The organism is Acidovorax sp. GW823-FHT02H02, from assembly GCF_058797075.1.
Genome location: NZ_JBXAJH010000027.1, coordinates 1 through 21,318, shown reverse-complemented (window position 1 = coordinate 21,318; position 21,318 = coordinate 1). Strand labels below are relative to the sequence as shown.

At 61.3% G+C, this 21,318-nt stretch carries 19 protein-coding genes; all 19 read right to left on the bottom strand.

Annotated features, from left to right (window positions below; all coding sequences use genetic code 11):
- The coding region (locus tag AC1RDS_RS20085) for a hypothetical protein (protein ID WP_492227296.1) at positions 1–182 on the bottom strand (182 nt) is incomplete at its 3' end.
- A gap of 35 nt (positions 183–217) precedes the next feature.
- A complete protein-coding gene (locus AC1RDS_RS20080) occupies positions 218–1,354 on the bottom strand; it encodes an IS110 family RNA-guided transposase (protein WP_492227295.1) in 1,137 nt (378 codons plus the stop codon).
- A 147-nt stretch (positions 1,355–1,501) separates the two neighbouring features.
- Positions 1,502–2,536 carry an IS30 family transposase gene (locus AC1RDS_RS20075; protein ID WP_492227294.1) on the bottom strand — a complete coding sequence of 345 codons (1,035 nt, stop codon included), beginning with the start codon at positions 2,534–2,536 and terminating at the stop codon, positions 1,502–1,504.
- A 448-nt stretch (positions 2,537–2,984) separates the two neighbouring features.
- Positions 2,985–3,548: a DUF2889 domain-containing protein gene (locus tag AC1RDS_RS20070; protein WP_492227293.1), complete on the bottom strand. Its 564-nt coding sequence runs from the start codon at positions 3,546–3,548 to the stop codon at positions 2,985–2,987.
- Positions 3,549–3,807: 259 nt separating this feature from the next.
- Complete coding sequence (locus AC1RDS_RS20065) at positions 3,808–4,575, bottom strand: SDR family NAD(P)-dependent oxidoreductase (protein WP_492227292.1); 768 nt, start codon at positions 4,573–4,575, stop codon at positions 3,808–3,810.
- A 45-nt stretch (positions 4,576–4,620) separates the two neighbouring features.
- Positions 4,621–6,129 (bottom strand): AMP-binding protein, encoded by a 1,509-nt coding sequence (locus tag AC1RDS_RS20060; RefSeq protein WP_492227291.1) that lies wholly within the window; start codon positions 6,127–6,129, stop codon positions 4,621–4,623.
- 47 nt (positions 6,130–6,176) lie between these two features.
- Complete coding sequence (locus tag AC1RDS_RS20055) at positions 6,177–7,349, bottom strand: acyl-CoA dehydrogenase family protein (RefSeq protein ID WP_492227290.1); 1,173 nt, start codon at positions 7,347–7,349, stop codon at positions 6,177–6,179.
- Between the two features lie 78 nt (positions 7,350–7,427).
- On the bottom strand, positions 7,428–8,261 hold the full coding sequence (locus AC1RDS_RS20050; RefSeq protein ID WP_492227289.1) for a TetR/AcrR family transcriptional regulator: 834 nt from the start codon (positions 8,259–8,261) through the stop codon (positions 7,428–7,430).
- 8 nt (positions 8,262–8,269) lie between these two features.
- Positions 8,270–9,667 (bottom strand): dihydrolipoyl dehydrogenase, encoded by a 1,398-nt coding sequence (gene lpdA / locus AC1RDS_RS20045; protein ID WP_492227288.1) that lies wholly within the window; start codon positions 9,665–9,667, stop codon positions 8,270–8,272.
- Positions 9,664–11,043 carry an MmgE/PrpD family protein gene (locus AC1RDS_RS20040; RefSeq protein WP_492227287.1) on the bottom strand — a complete coding sequence of 460 codons (1,380 nt, stop codon included), beginning with the start codon at positions 11,041–11,043 and terminating at the stop codon, positions 9,664–9,666. Before AC1RDS_RS20040 ends, lpdA begins: the two co-directional genes overlap by 4 nt.
- Before the next feature lie 17 nt (positions 11,044–11,060).
- Positions 11,061–12,254 (bottom strand): dihydrolipoamide acetyltransferase family protein, encoded by a 1,194-nt coding sequence (locus AC1RDS_RS20035; RefSeq protein ID WP_492227286.1) that lies wholly within the window; start codon positions 12,252–12,254, stop codon positions 11,061–11,063.
- A 3-nt stretch (positions 12,255–12,257) separates the two neighbouring features.
- Positions 12,258–13,043, bottom strand: a complete 786-nt coding sequence (locus AC1RDS_RS20030; protein WP_492227285.1) for an enoyl-CoA hydratase/isomerase family protein — start codon at positions 13,041–13,043, stop codon at positions 12,258–12,260.
- Between the two features lie 43 nt (positions 13,044–13,086).
- Positions 13,087–14,067 (bottom strand): alpha-ketoacid dehydrogenase subunit beta, encoded by a 981-nt coding sequence (locus AC1RDS_RS20025; protein WP_492227284.1) that lies wholly within the window; start codon positions 14,065–14,067, stop codon positions 13,087–13,089.
- Positions 14,064–15,056, bottom strand: coding sequence for a thiamine pyrophosphate-dependent dehydrogenase E1 component subunit alpha (locus AC1RDS_RS20020; protein ID WP_492227283.1), 993 nt, complete (start codon positions 15,054–15,056; stop codon positions 14,064–14,066). Before AC1RDS_RS20020 ends, AC1RDS_RS20025 begins: the two co-directional genes overlap by 4 nt.
- A 5-nt stretch (positions 15,057–15,061) precedes the next feature.
- Positions 15,062–16,231: an iron-containing alcohol dehydrogenase gene (locus AC1RDS_RS20015; protein WP_492227282.1), complete on the bottom strand. Its 1,170-nt coding sequence runs from the start codon at positions 16,229–16,231 to the stop codon at positions 15,062–15,064.
- A 19-nt stretch (positions 16,232–16,250) separates the two neighbouring features.
- Positions 16,251–16,958, bottom strand: a complete 708-nt coding sequence (locus tag AC1RDS_RS20010) for an ABC transporter ATP-binding protein (RefSeq protein WP_492227281.1) — start codon at positions 16,956–16,958, stop codon at positions 16,251–16,253.
- On the bottom strand, positions 16,951–18,795 hold the full coding sequence (locus AC1RDS_RS20005; protein ID WP_492227280.1) for a branched-chain amino acid ABC transporter ATP-binding protein/permease: 1,845 nt from the start codon (positions 18,793–18,795) through the stop codon (positions 16,951–16,953). The genes AC1RDS_RS20010 and AC1RDS_RS20005 overlap by 8 nt, the downstream gene beginning before the upstream one ends.
- Before the next feature lie 2 nt (positions 18,796–18,797).
- Entirely contained in the window at positions 18,798–19,682 is an 885-nt protein-coding gene (locus AC1RDS_RS20000; protein ID WP_492227279.1) for a branched-chain amino acid ABC transporter permease, read from the bottom strand.
- Between the two features lie 26 nt (positions 19,683–19,708).
- Positions 19,709–20,911 carry an ABC transporter substrate-binding protein gene (locus tag AC1RDS_RS19995; RefSeq protein ID WP_492227278.1) on the bottom strand — a complete coding sequence of 401 codons (1,203 nt, stop codon included), beginning with the start codon at positions 20,909–20,911 and terminating at the stop codon, positions 19,709–19,711.
- Positions 20,912–21,318 lie beyond the last annotated feature (407 nt).

Below are 21,318 nucleotides of genomic sequence, written 5' to 3'. Positions count from 1 at the left end.
GCCCTCAGTCCGATCGAATACAGGGTGAGTCTTGGACTTGCGGCATAAAACCAGTCCAAGTTTTTATCCGCACCCCCTTCGACTTCTAGATGGTCAGTTTTCGGTCGGCGCCAACAGTCACGGTGTTGTGACCCGCGTTTATCGCGGGCGCGTCGACCTTTGATCATCATGATGCGCTTCATGTCAAGCCATGTGTTCGAGCCAAGGGGGCCTGCCCTCAGACGGCGGCTGGTTTAAGAATCGCCCCGCCGGGGATCTCGCCATGTTCGAGGTAGCGCCACAGCGCAATGGCCAGACGCCGGGCCAGCGCCACGATGCCCACCCGACGTATGCGCTTGCCCCCTGCCGCAAAGCGCCGATTGAACCACTGGCTCAAGGCACTGTCGGGCTGCAGCCGCAGCCAGCACCAAGACAGCTCGACCAGCAAAGCGCGCGCCCGCTTGTTGCCCGCCTTGCTGATTCCCTGCTCGACCTGGCTGTCGCCGCTGGCGTAGGGCGTGGGCGCCAGTCCCAGGCAGCCGGCCAGTTCGCGCCGGTTGGCAAAGCGTCTCCAGCCGAACAGCTCCTTGACCAGCACCCAGGCACCCTTCGGTCCGATGGCGCGCAGCTGGGCCAGCTGCGTCACCAGCGGCTGCTTGCCATCGGCCAGCTCCTGACGCTGTTCGGCCTCCAGCGTCCTGGCATGCTGCCTGACCAGCGCAAGACGGGCGCTTTCGCGCTCGATCTCGGCGCGCAACACCGGCGGCACCTGCTCCCCATGATCGGCCCACCAGCGCGCCCAGTCGCGCCCGCCGATAGTGATGTGGGGGCGCAGGTTGTGCAGCACCAGCAGCGAAGCGATGCGGTTGCTGTGAGCGGTTTGTTCCTTCGACAGCCGTGCCAGTTCGCGGTGCGCGCGCCGGGCGTCCTCATCCTCAGCCGATGGCGCGTGCAGCACCGACCACACACGCTCGCCCGCGTGGTGGCGAAGCAGCATCGAGAGCAGCTTGTCGCCGTCGAGCCGGTCGGTCTTGGCACGCCTGGCGTGCCGGTTCACCTCGATGCTGGCGGAGTCGACCACGATATTGTCGACGTCCTGCTCAAGCAGCCAGCGGTGCAGCCACCAGCCGTCGCGCCCGGCTTCGTAGCACGAATGCGCTTTGGCGTGCGGCTGGAGTTTGCAGCGCTCCCTGGCCTTGGCTATGCACTGCGCGACGGCGGTTGTGTCGCCGGCGTTCACAGCGTATCGGCTCGGACCTCGGCGGCCATCGCTCAGCGTCAACTGCCACTTCTTGTCACTGAGCTCGAAGCTCATGTACAACTCAGCCAGAAGCGGCGTACCCTCGCCATGCAGGACTGTGTGGAAGCTGGACATTTCAATTCTCCTTTGCAGCGGAAGTTTGAAACCTCTTTTTTAGCTCAACCTTTGCCGGTTGAGTAGTCTTCGATTGAGTAGTCCCACATAGCATCTATTCGTTATCATTCATGGCGGATTCAAAAGTGAAGTGCAACACCCTGGATTTCAGTGAATGAGGGTGGAGTGCTGCGGGCTGTTCACGAGCAGTTCGCGGTATACCGCCAGCGGTGATCGTACTCCCAGTCCCTTCCTTGGTCGGTTGTTGATTTCATCGGCAATCGCATCGAGCTGCTCCTGGCTGTAGATGCTCAGATCCGTCCCCTTGGGCAGGTACTGGCGCACCAGGCCATTCATGTTCTCGTTGGAGCCTCTTTGCCAAGGGCTATGCGGATCACAGAAGTACACGGCAATGCCGGTTTGCTCACTGAGTTTCTTGTGCATGGACATCTCCCGGCCCTGGTCGTACGTCATGCTCAACCGCATCGGCTGCGCAATGCCCAGCAGCTTGTCCGTGAAGGCCTGCAAGACGTTGGTGGCACTAGCGGGTTTGAACTCAGGCAGCTTGACCAGCATCACCAGCCGGCTGGTGCGTTCCACCAAGGTCCCGACTGCGCTGGCATTGCCTTCTCCCTTGATGAGATCACCTTCCCAGTGCCCGGGAAACTGGCGGTCTTCGATCTCGGGCGGGCGCACATGGATGCTCAGCATGTCGGGAATCTGGCCTCTGCGGTCCTTGCCCTTGCTGCGCGGCAGCCGCTTGTTGTGGGCGTGGCGCAGGGTGGCGATCAATTCTTTGCGCAGCTCACCCATGGGCATGGCATAGATGCAGTTGTAGATGGTTTCGTGTGACACGCAGTGTTCATGGCCGGGGGGATACAAGCGCGCCAGTGTCAGGGCAATCTGCTCGGGCGACCAGCGCAGCCGCAGCAGATGGATCACCAGGGAGGACAGGATCGACTCGGGATGCAGCTTGATAGCTGGCCTGCCACAGCGTCTGCGCTGCAGGGACTGGCACTGGGCATGTGCGCTGCCATAGCCAGATGAAGATGCATTGCGCTGCAGTTCCCGGCTGATAGTCGCCGGGGAGCGGTGCAGTTGCCGGGAAATTGCACGTACGCTGTGGTTCTGCTGCCTTAGGCTGGCGATGGTGACGCGGTCTTCAGGCTTGAGCTGGTGATAGTGCGAGGAGGTGGTTGGCATCTGCGGACCTTACAGGTTGGCAGGTGTTGCACTTCACTTTTGAATCCGCCCATATTAAAAGGGGAGATTTTTCAGGTTTAGGCGACTGAAAACATCTTGGCGCACGATGCCGTTCATTTTTAACTCAAAAAATAGTGCTTCAACTCCAAGAAAAGCTTAAACCTTACAAAGTTCGAGCCAGAACTTTGTTTAAGAATAATTACTTACCTGTGATTGCTACATTCCACCGGGCCAGTTGACCACTGCTGTGATTGCAGATCCAGCGTTCAACGCCTGCGACAATTCCTTCTTGGTCGTTACCGAGCACCAAGAATCCAGACAAGGGAGCGCCCATTTTGGCCAGCAACGGAATAAGGGATTGGGCGTCAATGGATCTGACTTCAACGGTTCGACCAGACTGATTGGCACACTTGGCCTTGTGACGCGACGCGAAATTCCAGTTGATAGTCTACTTGGTGTCCGCAGCCTTGGCCTTGGGTTGCCAGCCCACGAAGACCGGATAATGGCGCTGGACCACGGACCCATTGAAATCCCAAGCCATGCATTTGCCTAGATAGAAGGGCGGGTTCTCGCCAGCACCAGCGGGCAGGCTTTCCGGGATTGTCTGGAAAGCGACGGTCGCCATGTTGAACAGGAGTTCCCGGAGGTGGGCGCAACCCCGAGTACCACCCAGGTTCCGCTCGATAGCCTGCCGCCACCCCGGTCCCATGGTGCATCCGATCATCGTCTGCATGGGTGCTTGGGCCTGCGGACATTCAGGGTGAGGCGCGCCGTCCATAGCCACAGCGATATCTCGCACCACCAAGGCATCGTCGATCGTCACCCGGATCGCCATGTTGTGGACAGGCTCACCCGGCTGCCAGGTCCCTTCTCCGGGGATCTCAAAGACCTGGGCTTTCGTGTCGCGCATTTCGGCTTCAATATCCCACAAGCGATCTTCGCGGCGAAAGCCCCGGAAAACGACGTGACGGGTATGCAGGTGAGTTCTGGGTTGGGGCGGTGGAAGCGGCAATTGAGGACCTCTTGTGAATGTGGTGTGAGCCTTTCCACGACGGCGCTGTCCGGCCTTAGTGGCACGCCAAAAAAAAGCATCTGACTTTATAGGGAAATTAGCTCTGATCCATGGGCTACTTGGTTATCCTTTGGAGATAGGTCACTGGTCCCATAAGCGTCTCTACCCAGCGGCTATTTCGCAGACGCAAAGATTTCCGGCGCATCGTCTCCCGCTTCAGGAAACTCAATGTCTGGTCGACCGGCATCCCGAGCGTGTGCTAGCTTGTCCGAAGACCGCCGTAACTGACCCAAGGCGTTGCCACCAAGTATCCGCAATCAACTGCCAAATTAACTCCTGTGATGGCAGACGCGGCTGGTGATGCAAGAAAAAACACAGCCGCAGCAATCTCACCCGCGTTCACAAGCCGGCCCAATGCCGTCGAACGTGACATGTTTTCGGTCTCCAGTGTGTGGTTCGCGATTCCCTTCTGCAGGGCAGGCGTGGCAGTAAAACCCGGGGACACCGTATTGACTCTGACTCCTTTGGGGCCCCATTCGGCAGCCAGACACTCGCCCAGGTTGATAACACCAGCCTTGGCTGGACCGTACGAATGCAAGGGACCGGAACGCATCCCGGCGACTGACGCGATGTTGACGATGGCACCGCGTCCCCGTTCCGACATGGCAGTTCCAAACACCGCGCAGCACAGGTAAGTGCCGCGCAAGTCCACGTTGGCAACCAGGTCCCACTCTTTCATACTCAGCTGGCTGGGCGGCAAGGTCCGCTGCAATACGCCTGCGCTGTTTACCAGGATGTCCACAGGCCCGATCTTTTCCAGGATGTGGGCGGCGCCGTCCTTGACTGACTGTTCGCTGCCAATATCCATCACGACGGCATGACCGCCAATCTCCGTAGCAATGCGCTGCGCCCCGGTGAGGTCGCGATCTGCCAGGACGACCGTGGCGCCTTGCCGGGAAAACTCCCTGGCACAGGCTTCACCAATGCCACTTGCCGCGCCGGTAACTACCACCAATTGCTGTTGCATATTGAACTCCTGACTGTATTTGATCGATCAATCCCGAACGTCAGTTCATGGGTGACTGGGCACAATGAGTTCGGAACGAAGCAGCCGTTTAAGCACCTTGCCAGACGGGTTTCTCGGGAGCGATTCCCTGATGATCAGCTGCTTGGGAACCTTGAACCCGGCCAATATCGACCGGCAGTGCGCCACCATCTCGGCTTCCGACAGGCTGGCGCCCGGATTGAGGGCAACAACCGCCACCACCCGTTCGCCCCAGCGCTCGTCGGGCAAGCCGATGACTGCCGCCTCTGAGACCTGAGGCAGCTGATAAAGCGCACGTTCGACCTCTGAGGACGCGATGTTCTCCCCGCCGCTGATGATCATATCCTTCATGCGATCGGTGAGGAACAGGAAGCCTTCGGCATCCAGGTAGCCGATGTCGCCGGTGCGAAACCAGTCGTCAGCAAAGAAGGATGCCTTGGTCTTGTCGGGCGCCCGCCAGTAGCCCGGCGTGACTTTAGGGCCGCGCACGCAGATCTCGCCTTGCTCGCCGTGGGGGAGGCAACGGCCATTATGGTCGCGAATCTCGATGGCGACGTGGGGCATGGATCGGCCGGTCGAGCCGATCTTGACGATCTCCATCCCCGCTTCCATAAGGGTGTCGCCGGAACATGTCTCTGTCAGGCCGTAGCCGTCGATGTAGCGCCCGGCACGAAACAGGGCCGTGAATTCACGAATGCGCTCTTCCGGCGTTCGCTCCCCGCCGCCGATGAGCCATTTAAAACTTGACACGTCAAAGCGGCTCCGATCGGCATAGGCCAGCACGCGATTCAACATCACCGGAGCCATCCAGCCACAGGTCAGTCGCTCGCGCTCTATCGCGGCAAGCACGGCGTCCGGTTCGAAATCACGCAAAACAAACAAGGTGCCGCCGACAAGCAGCACCGCAATGCCAGGAAGATCGTAGGCCCCCACGTGGTATAGCGGGCCGACGACCAGCAGGCGGTCGTCGCGGTTCAGGCCAAGGTGGATGATGTGATCAAAACTCTTCCAGTAGCAGTTGCCGTAGGTGTGCATCACGCCCTTCGGCCGGTCGGTCGTCCCGGACGTGTACATCAGCCGGTAAAGCGCGTCGGGCTTGCTGGCATAGGCGGCAGGCACAGGCGCTGCATGGCCGGCCAGATGGTCGGTGTTGGACTGCGCAGCCTGATCGACGATGCGTTTGGCAGAAAAACTTTCAACCGTGGCGGCAAACTCGTCATCGACGAACAGGAATTTCGCTTGCGCGTGGTCGAGGATGTATTCGACCTCTTCCGTGGCAAGGCGGTAGTTGATGGGCAGGAGCACCGCGCCCAGGTGGCTCACTGCCAGCCCGAGCTCCAGAAAGGCGCTGCTGTTTTTCATGAGCAGCGCCACCACGTCCCCAGGGCCAATGCCGCTTTCGCGCAACATGCCTGCGCACAGGCACACCCGCCCGGCCAGTTCTCCATAGCTGATGCGTTGATCGCGGTAGACAATGGCCAGCTGATCCGGGGTCGTGCGTGCGTGATAAAGAACCGCTGCGCTCAACGAAACCATGAACTGATCTCCTATGTGGAAATGGAATGGAAGTGCGGCGTCACGCTTCAGTAGGACTTTGGCATGCCAAGGTCATGCATCGCGATGTAGTTCAGGATCATCTCTTCCGAGATGGGCGCAAACCGGAACAGACGGCAATCGCGCCACAGGCGTTCGACGTGGTACTCCTTGGCATAACCCATGCCGCCCATAGTCTGCATGGCACGCTCGGTGGCTCGTGCCACAGCCTGCGCAGCCAGCAGCTTGCCGGCATTGGCCTCGCTACCATATGGCTTTCCTGCATCGAAGTTGGCCGCTGCCTTGTGGTTTAGCAGGCGCGCTGCTTCGACCTCGGCATGGCACTGCGCCAGCGGGAACTGCAGGCCCTGGTAGCTGCTGATCGGCTTGCCGCCGAACACCTTGCGGTCGTTGGCGTATTGCACGGCCAGCTTGATCGCCAGTTCTCCGGTGCCGACCAGGCCGGCGGTGGTCACAATGCGCTCGGTGTTCAGGACGTCGAGCAGCTCGCGCCAGCCACCGTGCAGCGTTCCAAGCAGCTCATGCTTGTGGATGTGGACGTTGTCAAAAAAGACGCTGCTGGATGCGAGCGTCCAGGTGCCAACCTTGTCGATCACCGAATGGGTCAGGCCTTCCCGCTCCACATCGATCATGAACATCGACAGACCATCGGTGCGGCTCTTGGAGTCGGACAGCTTCTTCGTGCGGGCAATCACCAGCATTTTTTGCGCGTCGGGCACTGCGGTGATCCAGATTTTGCGGCCGTTGAGTATCCAGCCGTCCCCGTCTTCCGCGGCAAAGGTCTTGATTTCCAGCGAATTGCTCCCGGCGTCCGGCTCGGTCAGCGCCATGCAGAAGTTCATCTCACCGGCAATCAACTTCGGCAGCAGCTCCGCCTTCATGGCGGGCGTTCCGAAGCGGGAAATCGACACGCCGCCGAAAATCGGGTTGATCATGAAAAGCTGGCCAACCGTGGAGCCGCCACCTGCTGCGGACAGGTTCTCGATGATCAGGGACAACTCGAGCACCCCCAGACCTGAACCGCCATACTCGGTCGGCAGCGCCGCGCCACCGAGCCCGGCCTCGCACACCGCGCGCCAGTATTCCGTGGGGAAAGCCTTGGCACTGTCCTGGTCGCGCCAGTAGTCCAGGCCAAAACGGTCGCCGACTTTGCGTGCGCTGTCGGCAATCATTTTTTGCTCGTCGGTCAATTGAAAATCCATGAAATTTCCTTAATGGGTAGGTAGGGATCGACGTTGGGCAACTTCTGCCGCGTCAAAATGAAGGAGGTAGAAAATCGGTTAGAGAGTGCGCTTGGGCGCACGCGTTTTGCGCGTCGCAGGAGCAGGACTGGCGGCTTCCTTGGTAACACGCGCCTGGCTGGCGTCGGCGGGCTTGGCAGGCGGCTGGCCCATCAGGCCGTACTTGATGAACTTCATATAGGCCTTGACGACCCAATCCGGGATCTCGGTTTGGCCTTCTGCACCATTCGCGTAACGCATCGGAAGGTAGCTCCGGGCCGCCATCAACATGAAGACCACGACCTCGAGCTCTTTCGGCTCGAAGCCGGGAAACTCGCCATCGGCATGCGCATGATCCAGGAAGTCCATATACCCGCGTGCTACTGCTTCTATATGGGTATGGTGGGCATTGGGCGCGAGACTTTCGGCCTCATTTAGTATCCTGAAGAAGTGCGGCGTATCCTTGAGGAAGGAAAAGAAAGCGCGAAAAGCCAGTTCCTCGCGCTCGCTGAAATCACGGCCTTTGCGGGCGTGGTTCCTTACATGCTGGCTCATCTGCTGGCCCAACGCCGGGAGCAGCTGGTCCAGAATATCCTGGCGCGATTCGAAATAGTTGTAGAAGGTGCCCTGGGCCAATCCCGCCTTGCTGGTGATCAGCGCAATGGAAGCATCGGCGTAACCGACATCACCAACAATTTCTCCCGCCGCTCGAAACAGGCAGTCGCGAATCAACTCAGCTTTTTCATTGCGGTTGCGGGCACCGCGCCAGCTGTGTACCTCAGCTGCTACCTTGAGCGGCTTGCGAATTGCCGGTCCGCGTGGTGATGACGTTTCGGATGGGCTGGCAACGCCTGCCGGTTCGATAGCGATTTCACTCTTGCTTTTTATAGTCATAAACAACCTCAGATATGCAGTGCTCGGTCAAACGCCGAGAGCACTGATTCATGCAGCGTTTCCGAAAGCGTTGGATGGGGAAATACCGTCTGCATCAACTCAGCCTCAGTGGCCTCCATGATGCGGGCGAGGCCAAACGAATGGATCAGTTCTGTCACCTGAGGGCCCACCAGATGCGCTCCCAAAAACTCCCCGCTGTCCGCGTCAAAAATCGTCTTCACAAAACCGTCAGCTTCATCAAGCGCAATCGCTTTGCCATTGGCGCGGAAGGGGAAACGACCGACCCGAATCTTGCGGCCGCCTTCTGCTGCTGCGCGCTCCGTGAGCCCGATACTCGCAGTCTGGGGGTGGCCGTAAGTGCATGATGGGATAGTATCTTTGCGTGGCGCGTGTGCGCTGGCAAGGCCTGCAATACGTTCGATGCAGGCAATAGCCTCGTGGGAAGCCTTGTGGGCCAGCCACGGCGCGCCAGCCACATCGCCGATCGCATAGATGCCAGGTTCGGCTGTGGCACCAAAAGGGTCGGTGACCACATGCCCGGCGTCGATCTGCACCCTGGTGCCTTCAAAGCCCAGACCTTCTGTATTGCCCACGACCCCGATCGACACCAGGACGTGTTCCGCCTTGAGGGTTTCGGAACCCGTCGCCGTGCGCAGCGAAGCGACGGCACCGCCCTGCTCCGGCTGGATGGCGTCGATGGTCGCTTTTGTGCGGATATCGATGCCCTGGGCTCGATAGGTTTTCTCGATAAATGCGGAAACCTCTTCGTCCTCGGCCGGCAGCACCCGGCTTTGGCCTTCGATCACGGTGACCGCCGTTCCCATGGTTCCGTAGAAGCTCGCGAACTCCATACCGATGGCGCCCGCACCCACGATCAACAGGGATTGGGGAAGCGCGGCAGGCGCCAGGGCGTGACGGTAGTTCCAGATGCACTTGCCGTCGGCCGGTGCGCCAGGCAGTTCCCTCGGCCGGGCACCGGTAGCGACGACGATATGCGGCGCATTCAGCTTCAAGGGGGCATCGCCTGTGATGACATCGGCGCCGCCCCGCCCGTCCAGCCGGGCCTCACCGGCAACGACCGTGACCTTGTGCTTGGCCATCAGTTGCCGCACTCCTTTGGTCAGTTGTCCTGAGACCGTTCGTGAGCGCGCGATGACTTGCTTGAAGTCGAATGTTGCCTGGCCGGCATGGATGCCCAAGGCTTTTGCGCTGTCAAGGGTGCGCAATACTTCAGCCGCGTGCAGCAAGGCCTTGGTTGGGATGCAACCCCAGTTCAGGCAGATGCCACCGAGCTGCTCACGCTCGACGAGTGCGGTACGCATGCCCAGCTGGGCAGCCCGGATCGCTGCGACATAGCCGGCCGGACCGCCACCGATCACGATCAGGTCGTAACTTGTGGTGCTCATGCAGCGACTCCTTCTTGCAACACCGAGGGCAACGCTGCAAAGCAGGCCAGGACCACGCCAATCCCCTGATCCGGATGGGCGACAAAACTCTCCAGGCTGTCGTACACAGCACCCGGCACGCCCGACTCGGTGCCGATTCGGCGCACCAGTTCAGACACCTGGTCACGCCCATACGAATAATCGGCCGCGGTCATCCGCTGCTCTTGCACCAGTGCGCTACCGTCCTGAAGATCAGTTTCAATGACACAGCTCAGGCGCGGCACGCTCTCATCGGCCAGCAGGTCGATTTGCCCGATCAGAGCGTTGACCCTGGCGTCCGTGTAGGTGGTCATGTGCGCCATCGAAGGCACGCCGTTGATCAGGGTGTTGGCAATGCAAAACGGAATGCTCATCAAGGTGCCCGAGACGCTGTTGAAGGGGCCCTTGCTGTCCATGCCGGCATAGCCGGTTTCAAAAGGGTTCATGCGCACGCGTACCGCATTGATGGCCCGCCCTGCAATGCGCTCCCGCAGTGCCAGCCCCGCAGTGACCGGCGTCTGGTTGAAGGCACATACCGGGTACGGCTTGAAGGTCACCCGGTGCATGGACCAGTCGCGGCCCAAGCGGGCAGCCAGCGCATCCACATCGCAGTCGGTCCGCGCAAATGCGCGGACAAATCCATTGCGCCCCTCCAAAGCGTGCGGTGCCGACACCGAGCCGGCTTTGGCCAGTTCGGCCGCGATCAGCCCCTGCCGACCGGCGACGCCGACCTGGTAGCGCCATTCATCGGTACCATCGTCAAACGACTGGAGAATGCCACCGGCAAAGGAGGCCGCATTGGCGATTGCCGCCGCAGTTCTCTCGGTCGGAAGGTCCATCAGGCGAGCGGCGGCGGCGGCGGCGGCGATGACGCCGTACAAGGGCGAGGCCCGCAGCCCGGAAGGCGTAGTTTTTGCCGAATAGGCGCTCTCGATCAGGCCGCCGACTTCATAGCCGGCGACCAGCGCCGGGATCAAGCGCTCGACCGGCCAGCCGCGTGCTTCGATCATCGCGGTCAGCAGCGGAATCATGATGGCTCCCAGGTGGGCCGCGCCGCAGGTATCTTCCTGGGCCCGACCGTGAAACAGCGCACTGTTGGCCAGCGCTGCTCCACCCATGGTGGTCTTGCGTCCGTCCCCCAGCAGCGTGGCGCCACCCGCGTCGACCCGGCCATCCATGGCCAGGACCGCCGCACGCGCAACGGGCGCAAACGGGGTGGTGTGGGAGCCCAGTGCCATGCCATAGCCATTGAGCAGGCAGGCGCGTGCCTTCTCCAGCACCTCCGGCGGCAGGCTCCTTGTATCGAGCGAGACAACGAAGTTGGCCAAACGCCGGGTCAGGGGAATGTTTGCAGGCATGGCTATTTCATCCAGTTTCAGGTCAGCAGGAACAGGGGTTTCTCGAGGCTGGCAATCACGGCGTTGAGCATTTTCAAACCCGACACGCCATCAAGAATGCGGTGATCTGCCGCAAGTACAAGACCGAGTTCACGGCGCAAGGCCGGCTGTCCGTTGGCATCGGGACGGAACAGCTCACGCACACTACCGACACCGAGGATCATGGACTGGCCGGGATTGATGATCGGCGTCATCCAGCTCACGTTGAACATGCCGGCGTTGGAAATGCTGATCGCACCGCCGCTCATCTGGCCGGCCTCCAGCTCGCCATTGCGGGCCTTGTCGACCAGTTCCTGGGTAGCCCGCGCAATGCCTTCGAGAGAACGGCCGGCCACGTCGGGCACCACCGGCACCAGCAGGCCGCGCCCCGCATTGACGGCGACACCCACATCGCAGGATGCAAAGGACACGATGCCGTCGTCGGTCCACACCCGGTTGAGTTCCGGCAGCTCGCGCAGCGCGCGGCCGACAGCGGCAACCAGCAGATGGGTCAGTGTCAGCTTCGGGTAACCGGGCATGGCATTGAGCTCTGTGCGCAGCGCCATCAGCTTGGTCACCTCTGCTTCCGCCGCCAGGTAAAAGTGAGGTATTTGCTGCTTGGCTTGTGTCAGGCGACGCGCCATCGTCGCCTGGGTCGGTGTCGGCTTGGTCTTGGTGGCGGCCGCAGTGGGACGGGCAGCTTCAACCGGCGCCGCCAGCGCAGGGGCGGCAGCAGTTCGAGTCTGGCCGCCCTGCGCGGCGCGCACGTCGGCGGCTCTGATCCGGCCGCGTGGCCCGCTGCCTACAGCGTCCGCCAACGGCACGCCCAACTGGGCGGCGAGGCGGCGTGCGAGCGGTGTCGAAAAACGACGGATCTCCCCGGACTGCATGACCGGCACGGCACTGGCAGCGGCGACCGGTGGCGATGCTGGCTGGCTGCTGGTGGAGCCGGCCACCCCGTCGTCGACGTACCCGATGACGGCGCCGACCTGGACCATCTCGCCGACGGGAACCAGCACCTCGAGCAGGACGCCGTCGTAATCGGCCGGCACCTCGCTGGCTACCTTGTCGGTCTCGACGACAAAAATGCCGTCGCCGGCTTTGAAGGCCACGCCGGGCACCAGCATCCATTCGGCCAGCGCACCCTCGGTCATGGTCAGGCCCAGCTTGGGCATCAGGAGTTCGCGACGCACGGGTCAGTTTCCTTTGAATTGGGCCGGGCGTTTTTCGAGAAACGCACGGCAGCCTTCATGGGCATCGTTCGAGTCGAGCACCAACCCGATGATCGCCTGCTCGTACGACAGTGCAGCGCCCAGCGGCATCTCGACGCCCTGGCGCATGCTGCGTTTGAGCAGCTTCAGCGTCAGAGGCGACTTCTGGGCAATCCTGTCGGCCAGCGCCAGCGCTTGAGCCATGAGTTCGGCCTTGGGCACGGTGCGATTGCACAGGCCCAATGTCACGGCTTCGGCGGCGGTGATCTGGTCGCCGGTGAACATCAGTTCCTTGGCACGGCATAGGGGGATCTGGCGGATGATGCGCTGCGATCCTCCGGCGCCCGGAAAAAGGCCCAGCGTGATTTCCGGCAAGCCGAGCTTGGCGTCCTCCGCGACCAGCCGGATGTCGAGCGTGAGCAGCAGTTCAGTGCCGCCACCCAGCGCCCAGCCGTTAATGGCACCTATCGTCGGCTTGTCACAGTCTTCGAAGCGGCGAAACACGCGGTGAATCACTTCTGCAAATTCCTGGTAGTGCGCAAGACCGCGCCGGCTGTCCAGGTCGGCAATGTCGCCACCGGCGATGAAGGCACGCTCGCCCGCGCCGGTAATAACAATGGCACGCACTTCGTTATCCGTCTCGAAGGCGGTCAGGGCCGCTTCCATTTCGAGCAGGGTCGGCACGTTCAGTGCGTTCAAGGTCTTGGGGCGATTGATGGTCAGCACGCCTACCGCGCCCCGCTTTTCGCTCAGTATTGCCTGTTCAGTCATGGAGGGTTCCAGTTATGGGTTGAGGGGATGCTCCGCCGAGGTATTACTCAAGGGTTCGCCGCAGCGCCTTGACAATTTTTTCGGCGGTAACGACATAGCCGCTTTCAAGCGACTTTGCAAAAGGGACCGGCATGAACGGGGCACCGACGCGCACGACCGGTGCATCGAGTTCGTCGAAGGCCTCATCGGCGATGCGGGCCGCAATCTCCGCGCCCACGCCGAAGGCTTGGACGGCCTCGTGGACGACCACGGCCCGGTGCGTCCGCGCAATGGACGCAAACACGGTTTCGCTGTCCCAGGGCTGCAGGCTGCGCAGGTCGATTACCTCGACCTCGATGCCCTCGCGGGCCAGCTCTTCGGCCGCCGCCAGCGAGGTCGCCACCGTGCTGCCGTAGGTGACGATCGTGGCGTCACGACCGCTGCGGGCGATGCGCGCCTTGCCGATCTCGATGGCAACGCTGGTATCAACTGTCCCCTTGCTGCCGTACAGGGCCTTGTGCTCGATGAAGAGGACCGGGTCCGAATCGTTGATCGCGGTGCGCAACAGGCCGTAGGCATCCGCAGGTGTGGAGGGACAAACGACCTTCAGACCGGGCACGTGGGCGAACCAGGCTTCCAGGCACTGCGAGTGCTGCGGGCCGGCACTGAGCCCGCCGCCGTGCGGTGTGCGCAGCACCATGGGCACACTGCTGCGGCCCCCAAACATGAACCGTGCCTTGGCTGCCTGGTTGACCAGCGCGTCCATCGTCAGGGTGATGAAATCCATGAACATGATCTCGACCACCGGCTTGAGTCCCGTCATCGCGGCCCCGACCGCCATTGCTGCGATGGTGGCTTCGGAGATCGGCGTATCACGCACGCGTGCCGGGCCAAACTCGTCGAGCAGGCCACGGGTCACCTTGAAGGAGCCGCCGGCTGCGGCGATATCTTCGCCCAGCAAAACCACAGTCGGGTCAGCAACCATCGCATCACGCAGCGCCTGATTGACCGCCTGGAAGTATTTCATTTCCGTCGGATTGCTCATGCTTGGGCTCCATAGGAGGCGCGTGCGCCCTGGGTGTAGACGTCGGAGAAGGCAGCCTCAAATTCGGGCTGAACATCTTCGCGGGCACCGTCAATCGCCGCTTTTACCTGTGCCTCGATATCAGTGACCGCTGCGTCCAGTGCCTGGTCCTTGACGCCGCGCGCCAGCAGCGCCTTGCGGGCGTGTTTGAGCGGATCGGCTTCGGCGACTGCAGTCAGCTCGGTCGCCTCGCGGTATTTTTGAGGATCACCTTCATAGTGCCCGCGGACCCGATGCGTCGAGCATTCCAGCACGCGTGCGCCGGCACCGTTGCGAATCTCTCCGACCAGAGCCGCCGCTGCGTCTGCGACCGCCTCAACGTCGCTGCCGTCGACCTGGGTATGGGGAATTCCGAACGCGCTGGCCAGGTTTTTCAGCTGGGCGGCGAACTGCAGGGCTGTCGGGGAAAACTCCGACCAGCCATTGTTCTCGCAAACCAGTAGCAACGGCATTTTCCAGAGCGCTGCGATATTCAGGGTCTCATGGAGCACACCCTCGGCCATTGCGCCGTCGCCGAAAAAAACGACAGCGATACCGCCGCTTCCGCGCACAGAGTGCGCCAGAGCGCTGCCGAGGGCAATTGGAATGCCCGCACCGACGATGCCGTTCGCGCCAAGGATGCCGAGTCGCATGTCGGCCACATGCATGGAACCGCCCCGCCCGCCGCAAATGCCGCCGGCTTTGCCCATGATCTCCCTGAAAAAGAGGTCGAGGTCGAGGCCACGCGCCAGCACATGCCCGTGGCCGCGGTGGGTCGTGGCCATCGTATCGCGCCCATCCAAGGCGGCCATCACACCGGCTGCAACAGCTTCCTGCCCGAGGCTCAGGTGAATGAAGCCAGGCACTTCGCTGTCGGAAAACAGTTTTATCAGGCTTTCTTCAACAGTACGGATCAGCAGCATCGTGCGGTTGAGTGCTAGCAACTGTTCCGTCTTTTCTTTTTTTGACATAGTGTTTACCAAGCAAGTTCAAGGATTTGATGGATGTCGGCCTCGGATGTCACCGGTCGTGGGTTGCTCCGCACCATCATGTTTTGCATTGCTCCCCTGGCGATGGCATCGAAATGCGAACGCTCAACGCCGACATCACGGAGCCGGGAGGGCTGACCGAGCAACGCTGCGAGATCGGCCACAGCTTGGGCCGCGTCGCCGTCGTCACGGCCCATCGCCCGGGCGACCAGGGCCTGGCGTTCGCTGTTGACCGCGCGGTTCCAGACCAGAACGCTCGGCAGCATCACACACGAGCAATGCCCGTGCGGCACGTTGGCAACGGCACCCAGCTGGTGGCCAATGCCGTGGCTGGCGCCCCACTCCACCCGGCCGAGTCCGGTCGACGCAAGCCACACCGCAAGCTGGCTTTCGAGCCGGGCATCCAGGTTGTCAGGCGAGACATGGTTGATGCGCAGGGACTTCGACAGCATGGTCAAGCCATGCAGGCAGGTCGCGTCGGTAAACGGCTGGGGGCTGCGGGAGCAGATGGTTTCCACGGCATGATCGACTGCGCGAATGCCGGTGGACAGCCAGAGGCCCGCCGGGGTATGCACCGTCACCGCGGCGTCGAGGATCACCACCTGCCCGCCGATAAAGCGGCCATGGTAGAGGTCCTTGACCTGGCGTGTATGGTCGGTCGCACCGCCGAGACTGGAGAATTCGGCACCCGACAGCGTGGTCGGCACAATGATCTGGCGCAGCGGCGGATCCTTGACCACGGGCACCACCCGCTTGCCATCCTCGCCTACCCGGATACGTACCCGGTCGAAGCCTTCGACGTCCCGGATGTCTTCGGCCAGCACCACAAGCATCACCTTGACGGTGTCCATCGGGGTGCCGCCGCCTATCGTCACGATCAGGTCGGGCTGCAGACGACGCACTTCGTCGGCCAGGGCCAGCACGGATTCGCGCGGCACATGCTCGACACATTCGTCGAACAAGCCGACGCACCGCGTGCCCAACGCATCAGTCACTGTGCTGATGACGTCGGTCTTGCGGCTAAGCGACTTGCTGGCAACGATCATGAGACGCTGTTTGCCGAGCTTGTCGGCCGTTTCGACTACGGCTTCGTGCGCGGGCCGGCCGAAAATCACCCGATCCTGGGCCAGGAATTCATAGATACCGGACATTGCCATGCTTGTCTCTTTTTGAAATTTATGCGCCAAGATAGGCGGCGGAAAGTGCCGGATCGGCGGCAAGCTGTGCCGCAGGGCCGCACTGCACGACCTCGCCGCGACGCAACACATACCCCTGCTGCGCCACGCTCAGCGCCAGTGCAGCGACCTGCTCGCAAAGGATGACCGTCGTGCCTTGCTCGCGGCGCACTCCTTCGATCACCGAGAAGATCTGTTGCACGATCACCGGCGCCAGACCCAGCGAGGGCTCGTCGAGCAGGAGGTAGCGCGGCTTGTGAATCAGGGCCGCCGACAGGATCAGCATCTGCTGCTGGCCACCGGACATCAGGCCGGCCTGGCTTGCGCGCCGGTTGGCCAGCACCGGAAAGCGCGCAAAGGCTTGATCCAGCGCTTGTGAAAACGACCCCTCCCGATGCCGGAAATCCCAGGCCAGCTTCAGGTTGTCCTCGACCGACATCCGGTGGAACAGCCTGCGTCCTTCCATCGCATGGGAAATGCCGAGGCGCGCCCGCTCATGCGCCGACATTCTGGTCACATCGGTGCCGTCGACCCGTACCGTGCCTGCGCTTGCAGGCGCCAGCCCCGAGATGGCTTTCATCAGCGAGGATTTGCCGGCGCCATTCGCGCCGAGAATTGCCGTAATCGTCCCGGAAGACGCCGTCAGATTGCAGTTGCGGACGGCCGTGATCGAACCGTACCGTACCTGCAGGCCTTGAACTTCAAGCATGTTTCACCTCCGGACGGCCTTCTGTTCCCAGGTAGGCTGCAATCACCGCAGGGTTGCGGTACATGCTTTCCATACCACCCCGATAAATCATCTTTCCGCCTTCCAGGACGACGACGTCATCGACAAGGTCGTCAAGAAAATCCATGTGGTGCTCAATCAGCACGACAGACACCCCTCGCCCTTTCAGGACCCGTATGACATCCGCCAGGCGAACCAGCTCTCCCTCGGAAAGCCCTGCTGCGGGTTCATCGAGAAGGACCACACGCGGGTCAGCCACGAGCACACGTGACAGTTCGGTCATGCGCTGGTCGCCGTAGGGCAAGTCCTTAACCGGCATGTCGGCCAACCCAGTCAGGCCGGCAAGCGCCAAGGCCTCGTTGACTCGTGCCAGCATTTCTGCTTCCTCCCGCTGTGCGGATGGCAGGTTCAGGGCTGCAGCCACACGCCCCTGGCGATACAGCCTGTGCATGCCCATCAGGACGTTTTCACGCACCGTGAATGTAGGCACCAGCCGAGGGTCCTGGAAAGTGCGCAACACACCGAGCCGGGCCACTTCATGATCGTGCAGACCGGTGATCGGTTTGCCCTCGAAGGTCACGACGCCGGCGTTCGGGCGATAAATGCCGCTGATCACGTTGACCAGGGTGCTTTTGCCTGAGCCGTTCGGGCCGACGAGACCAATGATCTGGCCCGGCCGGATCTCCAGAGTGACACCATCCAGCGCCCGCAGACCGAGGAAGCTCAACCCGATGTCCTTTGCCACCAGCAGCGGCTCCGTGTCTGATGCCGCGCTTATTCCTGCCGCAGTCTTGCTTTCAACTCCAGAGCGGTGGCTTACGAGTTTCTTTGCGCCTGCCTGTGCCGATACCTTGATGTAGCGGCTGCGCGGCAGCAGCAACCCGGCCAGCCCCTTTGGCAGCAGGACAAAAGAAACCATCAGCAGCAGGCCGTACACCATGAACTGCCAGTCCGCGAAAACCTGCAACTTCTCAGGCAGATAGGTGAACACGATGGCTCCCAGCACTGGACCTGACAGGCTGCCCAGTCCCCCCACGACGGCCATGACGAGCGCTTCGACCGAGCGGTGCAGGCCAAAGGACTCGGGGCCGAGGTAACCCACCAAATGCGCGTAGAAACCGCCGGCCAGCCCCGTCAGCGCAGCGCTGATGGTATAGGCCTCGCGCTTGGTGCCGACGCGCGCCACACCGATACTGCCGGCGGCCACTTCAGAGGCGTGAATCGCGAAGAACGCACGCCCATAGGTGCTGGTCTGGAAATTGCCAAGTTGCCACATGACAACCGCCGTCACTGCCAGCATGATCTGGAAGTAAGCCACGGGACCCACGGCATACCCGTTCAGGCTCAGCGTCTTGAGGGATGGAGCGGGCACGCCACTGAGGCCGGCTACCCCACCGGTCACAGCTGTCCATTCACGGATCAGCTCGTAGAAGATCATCCCGAATCCCAGCGTCATCATGGCCAGGTAAAACTCGCGGACCCGGCCAGCCGCGAACGACAACAACCACCCGGCGGCCGCGCTGAGCAGCGTGGCCGCGACCAGGGCGACCGGCAGCGGAACACCCCATTTTTTCATCAACAAGGCAGAGGTGTACGCGCCGATACCGAGGAAGGCCGCGTGGCCGAGCGAGATTTGCCCGGCAACGCCTGTTAGCAAGTTGATGCTCTGTGCGATCAGCACATTGATCAGTACGAAAGACCACAGTTGTACGGTGGAACCGGACGCGAACTCCGAACCAATGCCCAGCGCCAGCACGAGCACCAGAACAACTCGCGGGTCCGCGACGAACGCCATCCTGTTTCTTACTTTAGTCAGCATCATCAAACCTTGGTCACTTCAGCCCGGCCGAACAGGCCTTGGGGCCGTGTTGCCAGGATCACCATCAAAATCGCAAACGCCATCGCATGCTCGAATGCCGTCGACACATAGCCCCCGACCAGCTTCTCGATCACGCCGAGTACCATGCCGCCAACCATGGCGCCCTGGATGCTTCCCATGCCACCGAAAACCGCCGCCACGAAACCCAGCACCATGAGGTTGAAGCCAAAGCCCGGATCAACGGTCCCGTTGATCTGCGAGAGCAGAATGCCGGCCAGCCCGGCCAGCACGCCGCTCGCGACGAAAGAAACCACGACCACACGACGCACCGGAATGCCGACTAGCGAGGCCGCGTCGGCATCGTGCGCAACGGCCAGCACGGCCCTGCCCCAGGCGCTGCGCCGGAGAAAGAGCTCCATTGCCACCATCAGCACCAGCGAAACCACCAGCACGGAGAGCGACTGGGCCGACACCTGAATGCCGGCAATGGAGACGAAGGCCATGCTATCGAACACCAACGGAGGGACGGCGATCGCCTGCGAACCGAAGAACTTCGCAACAAAGCCCTGCACGAACAGACCAAACCCCAGCGTGGAAACGACCCAGCCCATGCTCTCACCGGACTTGAGCAGCGGCCGGATCGTCACGCGCTCGGCCACGCCCATCAAGGCACCCGTGATTAGCAGGGCCAGTGGCAACGCGACTCCGGCCGGCATGCCCGCGGCAATCAGGCCGGTAGAAGACACGGCGCCCAGCATCAGCAGCGAGCCCTGGCCAAAGTTCAGGGTCTTCGTTGTCCAGAACGTGAGCGACAAGCCCATCGCGATCAGCGCATAGGCCGCACCCACGCAGACACCCGCGAATACCAGTTGCAGGAAGAACTCCATCGATGGGCTCCTTGTTATCTTGACGGTTAGTCTTTGGCGATACGCAGCACGGACTTGTCGCCTGCTTTCACGTACTCGAACACGGACACGTCCTTCTCGGTGATGGCGTGGTGCTTGACCGGAGAGAATGAATAGACAGCATTGACGCCGCGCAGGCCCGTGATGCCCTCAATGGCCTTGTTCACCTTCGCCGCATCGGTAGAGTTGGCGCGCTTGATACCCTCGAACAGCACATTCGCAGCGTCATACGCATTGGTCACCGACAGCGACATGAAAATTTGCGGACTGGCGGGGTCGGTACCCCACCAGCGGTCTGGCCCATGCTTGGCCTTGTACGCGTCTGCGAACTCCTTGGCGGCGGCATTCAATGGCTGCTCACCAAAGACACCAACCATGGTTCCCCGGGTTCCGGTCACCAACTCGCCGGCACCCTCTTGGTACGGGATTGACAAGGCGCCATTCGATGCCACCAACGGCACCGACATGTTGAGGCGCGCCATGGTGCGACGCAAAACGGCGAGGTCAGCCCCCAGGCCAACGCACAGGATCACATCGGCACCGGCGCGTTGCAGCTTAGCCAGTTGCGCTGTCATATCCTGCGCGCGCTGGTTATACGACTCGACACCGACAGACTGGGCGCCACCTAACGCCTTAAGCTCCTTGCTGATCAGGTCGATACCGCCCGTGCCGTAGGCCGTGCTTTCGTGAATCAAGCCGACCTTCTTGAAGCGTTTAGCCACATAGTTGGCCAGCACCTTGGCCTCGACGTCGTTCTGCAATGCAAACGAGAATACGTTGGGGCGAGGAGTGCCGCCGGCCGGATAAGTCACAGCAGGCGACTGGGCAACGGGATTCATGTAAGGCCGACCGTCTGCCGCCGCCATTTCAATTACCGCCAGGGTCGGCCCGCTGCCGGCCGGGCCGATGATGCCCGCAAGGTCCTTGTTGTCGAGCAGCTTGCGCATGTTTTGAACTGCGCGATCAGGCACCAACTGGTCGTCGAGAGCCATCGCCAGTTCAATCTTCTTACCATTGATGCCTCCGCGCGCATTCCATTTCTCAATGGCGATGTCGACGCCCCGCTTGCCGCCCTCACCGTATTCGTTATAAGGACCGGTCAACGCGGACGTCATGCCAATCTTGATGGTGTCCTGCGCGAAACCGGGTGTGGAAAGAAGTGCGATGCTGAATGCGGATGCAATCGAAACACTAATTGATCGTAATTTCATTTTGTCTCCATAAACGCGCACGCTCATGCCGCGTGTGCCTTGGTCTTGCTCGGGTAGTGCTCTACAGGTCAAAGCCCTGCTTGTTTACATATCCAATAAGCAACTCATAATCCAATGTATGAATTGTGAATCACTGTTCATATTTAAAAACAAAAATCATTGAGCGTCAAGCAAATCTAGGAGCACACGGGGAATACCCCTAGTGATCGACGTTTCTTGATCACCAGTTTGCCAAGCAAATCGCCCAGGCGGTACGCGCTCATTGGGCTATTTGTTGGGGGGTGCGGACGAAATCTTGGACTACCTGAAAGTAGTTCATGTATTCATACTAAGACCGCATTCGAGCGGTGACGCTCTACATCAAGCTGGGCAAGCGCACCGGGGCGACTATCCGCCAGTTGGGCTAC

Bases quoted from the DNA above. Each gene is read 5' to 3' on its own strand.
- AC1RDS_RS20040 (WP_492227287.1), bottom strand. From the start codon at position 11,043: ATGCCTGCAAACATTCCCCTGACCCGGCGTTTGGCCAACTTCGTTGTC.
- AC1RDS_RS20020 (WP_492227283.1), bottom strand. From the start codon at position 15,056: ATGTCAAAAAAAGAAAAGACGGAACAGTTGCTAGCACTCAACCGCACG.
- AC1RDS_RS20025 (WP_492227284.1), bottom strand. From the start codon at position 14,067: ATGAGCAATCCGACGGAAATGAAATACTTCCAGGCGGTCAATCAGGCG.
- AC1RDS_RS20080 (WP_492227295.1), bottom strand. From the start codon at position 1,354: ATGTCCAGCTTCCACACAGTCCTGCATGGCGAGGGTACGCCGCTTCTG.
- AC1RDS_RS20055 (WP_492227290.1), bottom strand. From the start codon at position 7,349: ATGGATTTTCAATTGACCGACGAGCAAAAAATGATTGCCGACAGCGCA.
- lpdA (WP_492227288.1), bottom strand. From the start codon at position 9,667: ATGAGCACCACAAGTTACGACCTGATCGTGATCGGTGGCGGTCCGGCC.
- AC1RDS_RS20010 (WP_492227281.1), bottom strand. From the start codon at position 16,958: ATGCTTGAAGTTCAAGGCCTGCAGGTACGGTACGGTTCGATCACGGCC.
- AC1RDS_RS20015 (WP_492227282.1), bottom strand. From the start codon at position 16,231: ATGGCAATGTCCGGTATCTATGAATTCCTGGCCCAGGATCGGGTGATT.
- AC1RDS_RS19995 (WP_492227278.1), bottom strand. From the start codon at position 20,911: ATGAAATTACGATCAATTAGTGTTTCGATTGCATCCGCATTCAGCATC.
- AC1RDS_RS20030 (WP_492227285.1), bottom strand. From the start codon at position 13,043: ATGACTGAACAGGCAATACTGAGCGAAAAGCGGGGCGCGGTAGGCGTG.
- AC1RDS_RS20075 (WP_492227294.1), bottom strand. From the start codon at position 2,536: ATGCCAACCACCTCCTCGCACTATCACCAGCTCAAGCCTGAAGACCGC.
- AC1RDS_RS20050 (WP_492227289.1), bottom strand. From the start codon at position 8,261: ATGACTATAAAAAGCAAGAGTGAAATCGCTATCGAACCGGCAGGCGTT.
- AC1RDS_RS20000 (WP_492227279.1), bottom strand. From the start codon at position 19,682: ATGGAGTTCTTCCTGCAACTGGTATTCGCGGGTGTCTGCGTGGGTGCG.
- AC1RDS_RS20065 (WP_492227292.1), bottom strand. From the start codon at position 4,575: ATGCAACAGCAATTGGTGGTAGTTACCGGCGCGGCAAGTGGCATTGGT.
- AC1RDS_RS20060 (WP_492227291.1), bottom strand. From the start codon at position 6,129: ATGGTTTCGTTGAGCGCAGCGGTTCTTTATCACGCACGCACGACCCCG.
- AC1RDS_RS20005 (WP_492227280.1), bottom strand. From the start codon at position 18,795: ATGCTGACTAAAGTAAGAAACAGGATGGCGTTCGTCGCGGACCCGCGA.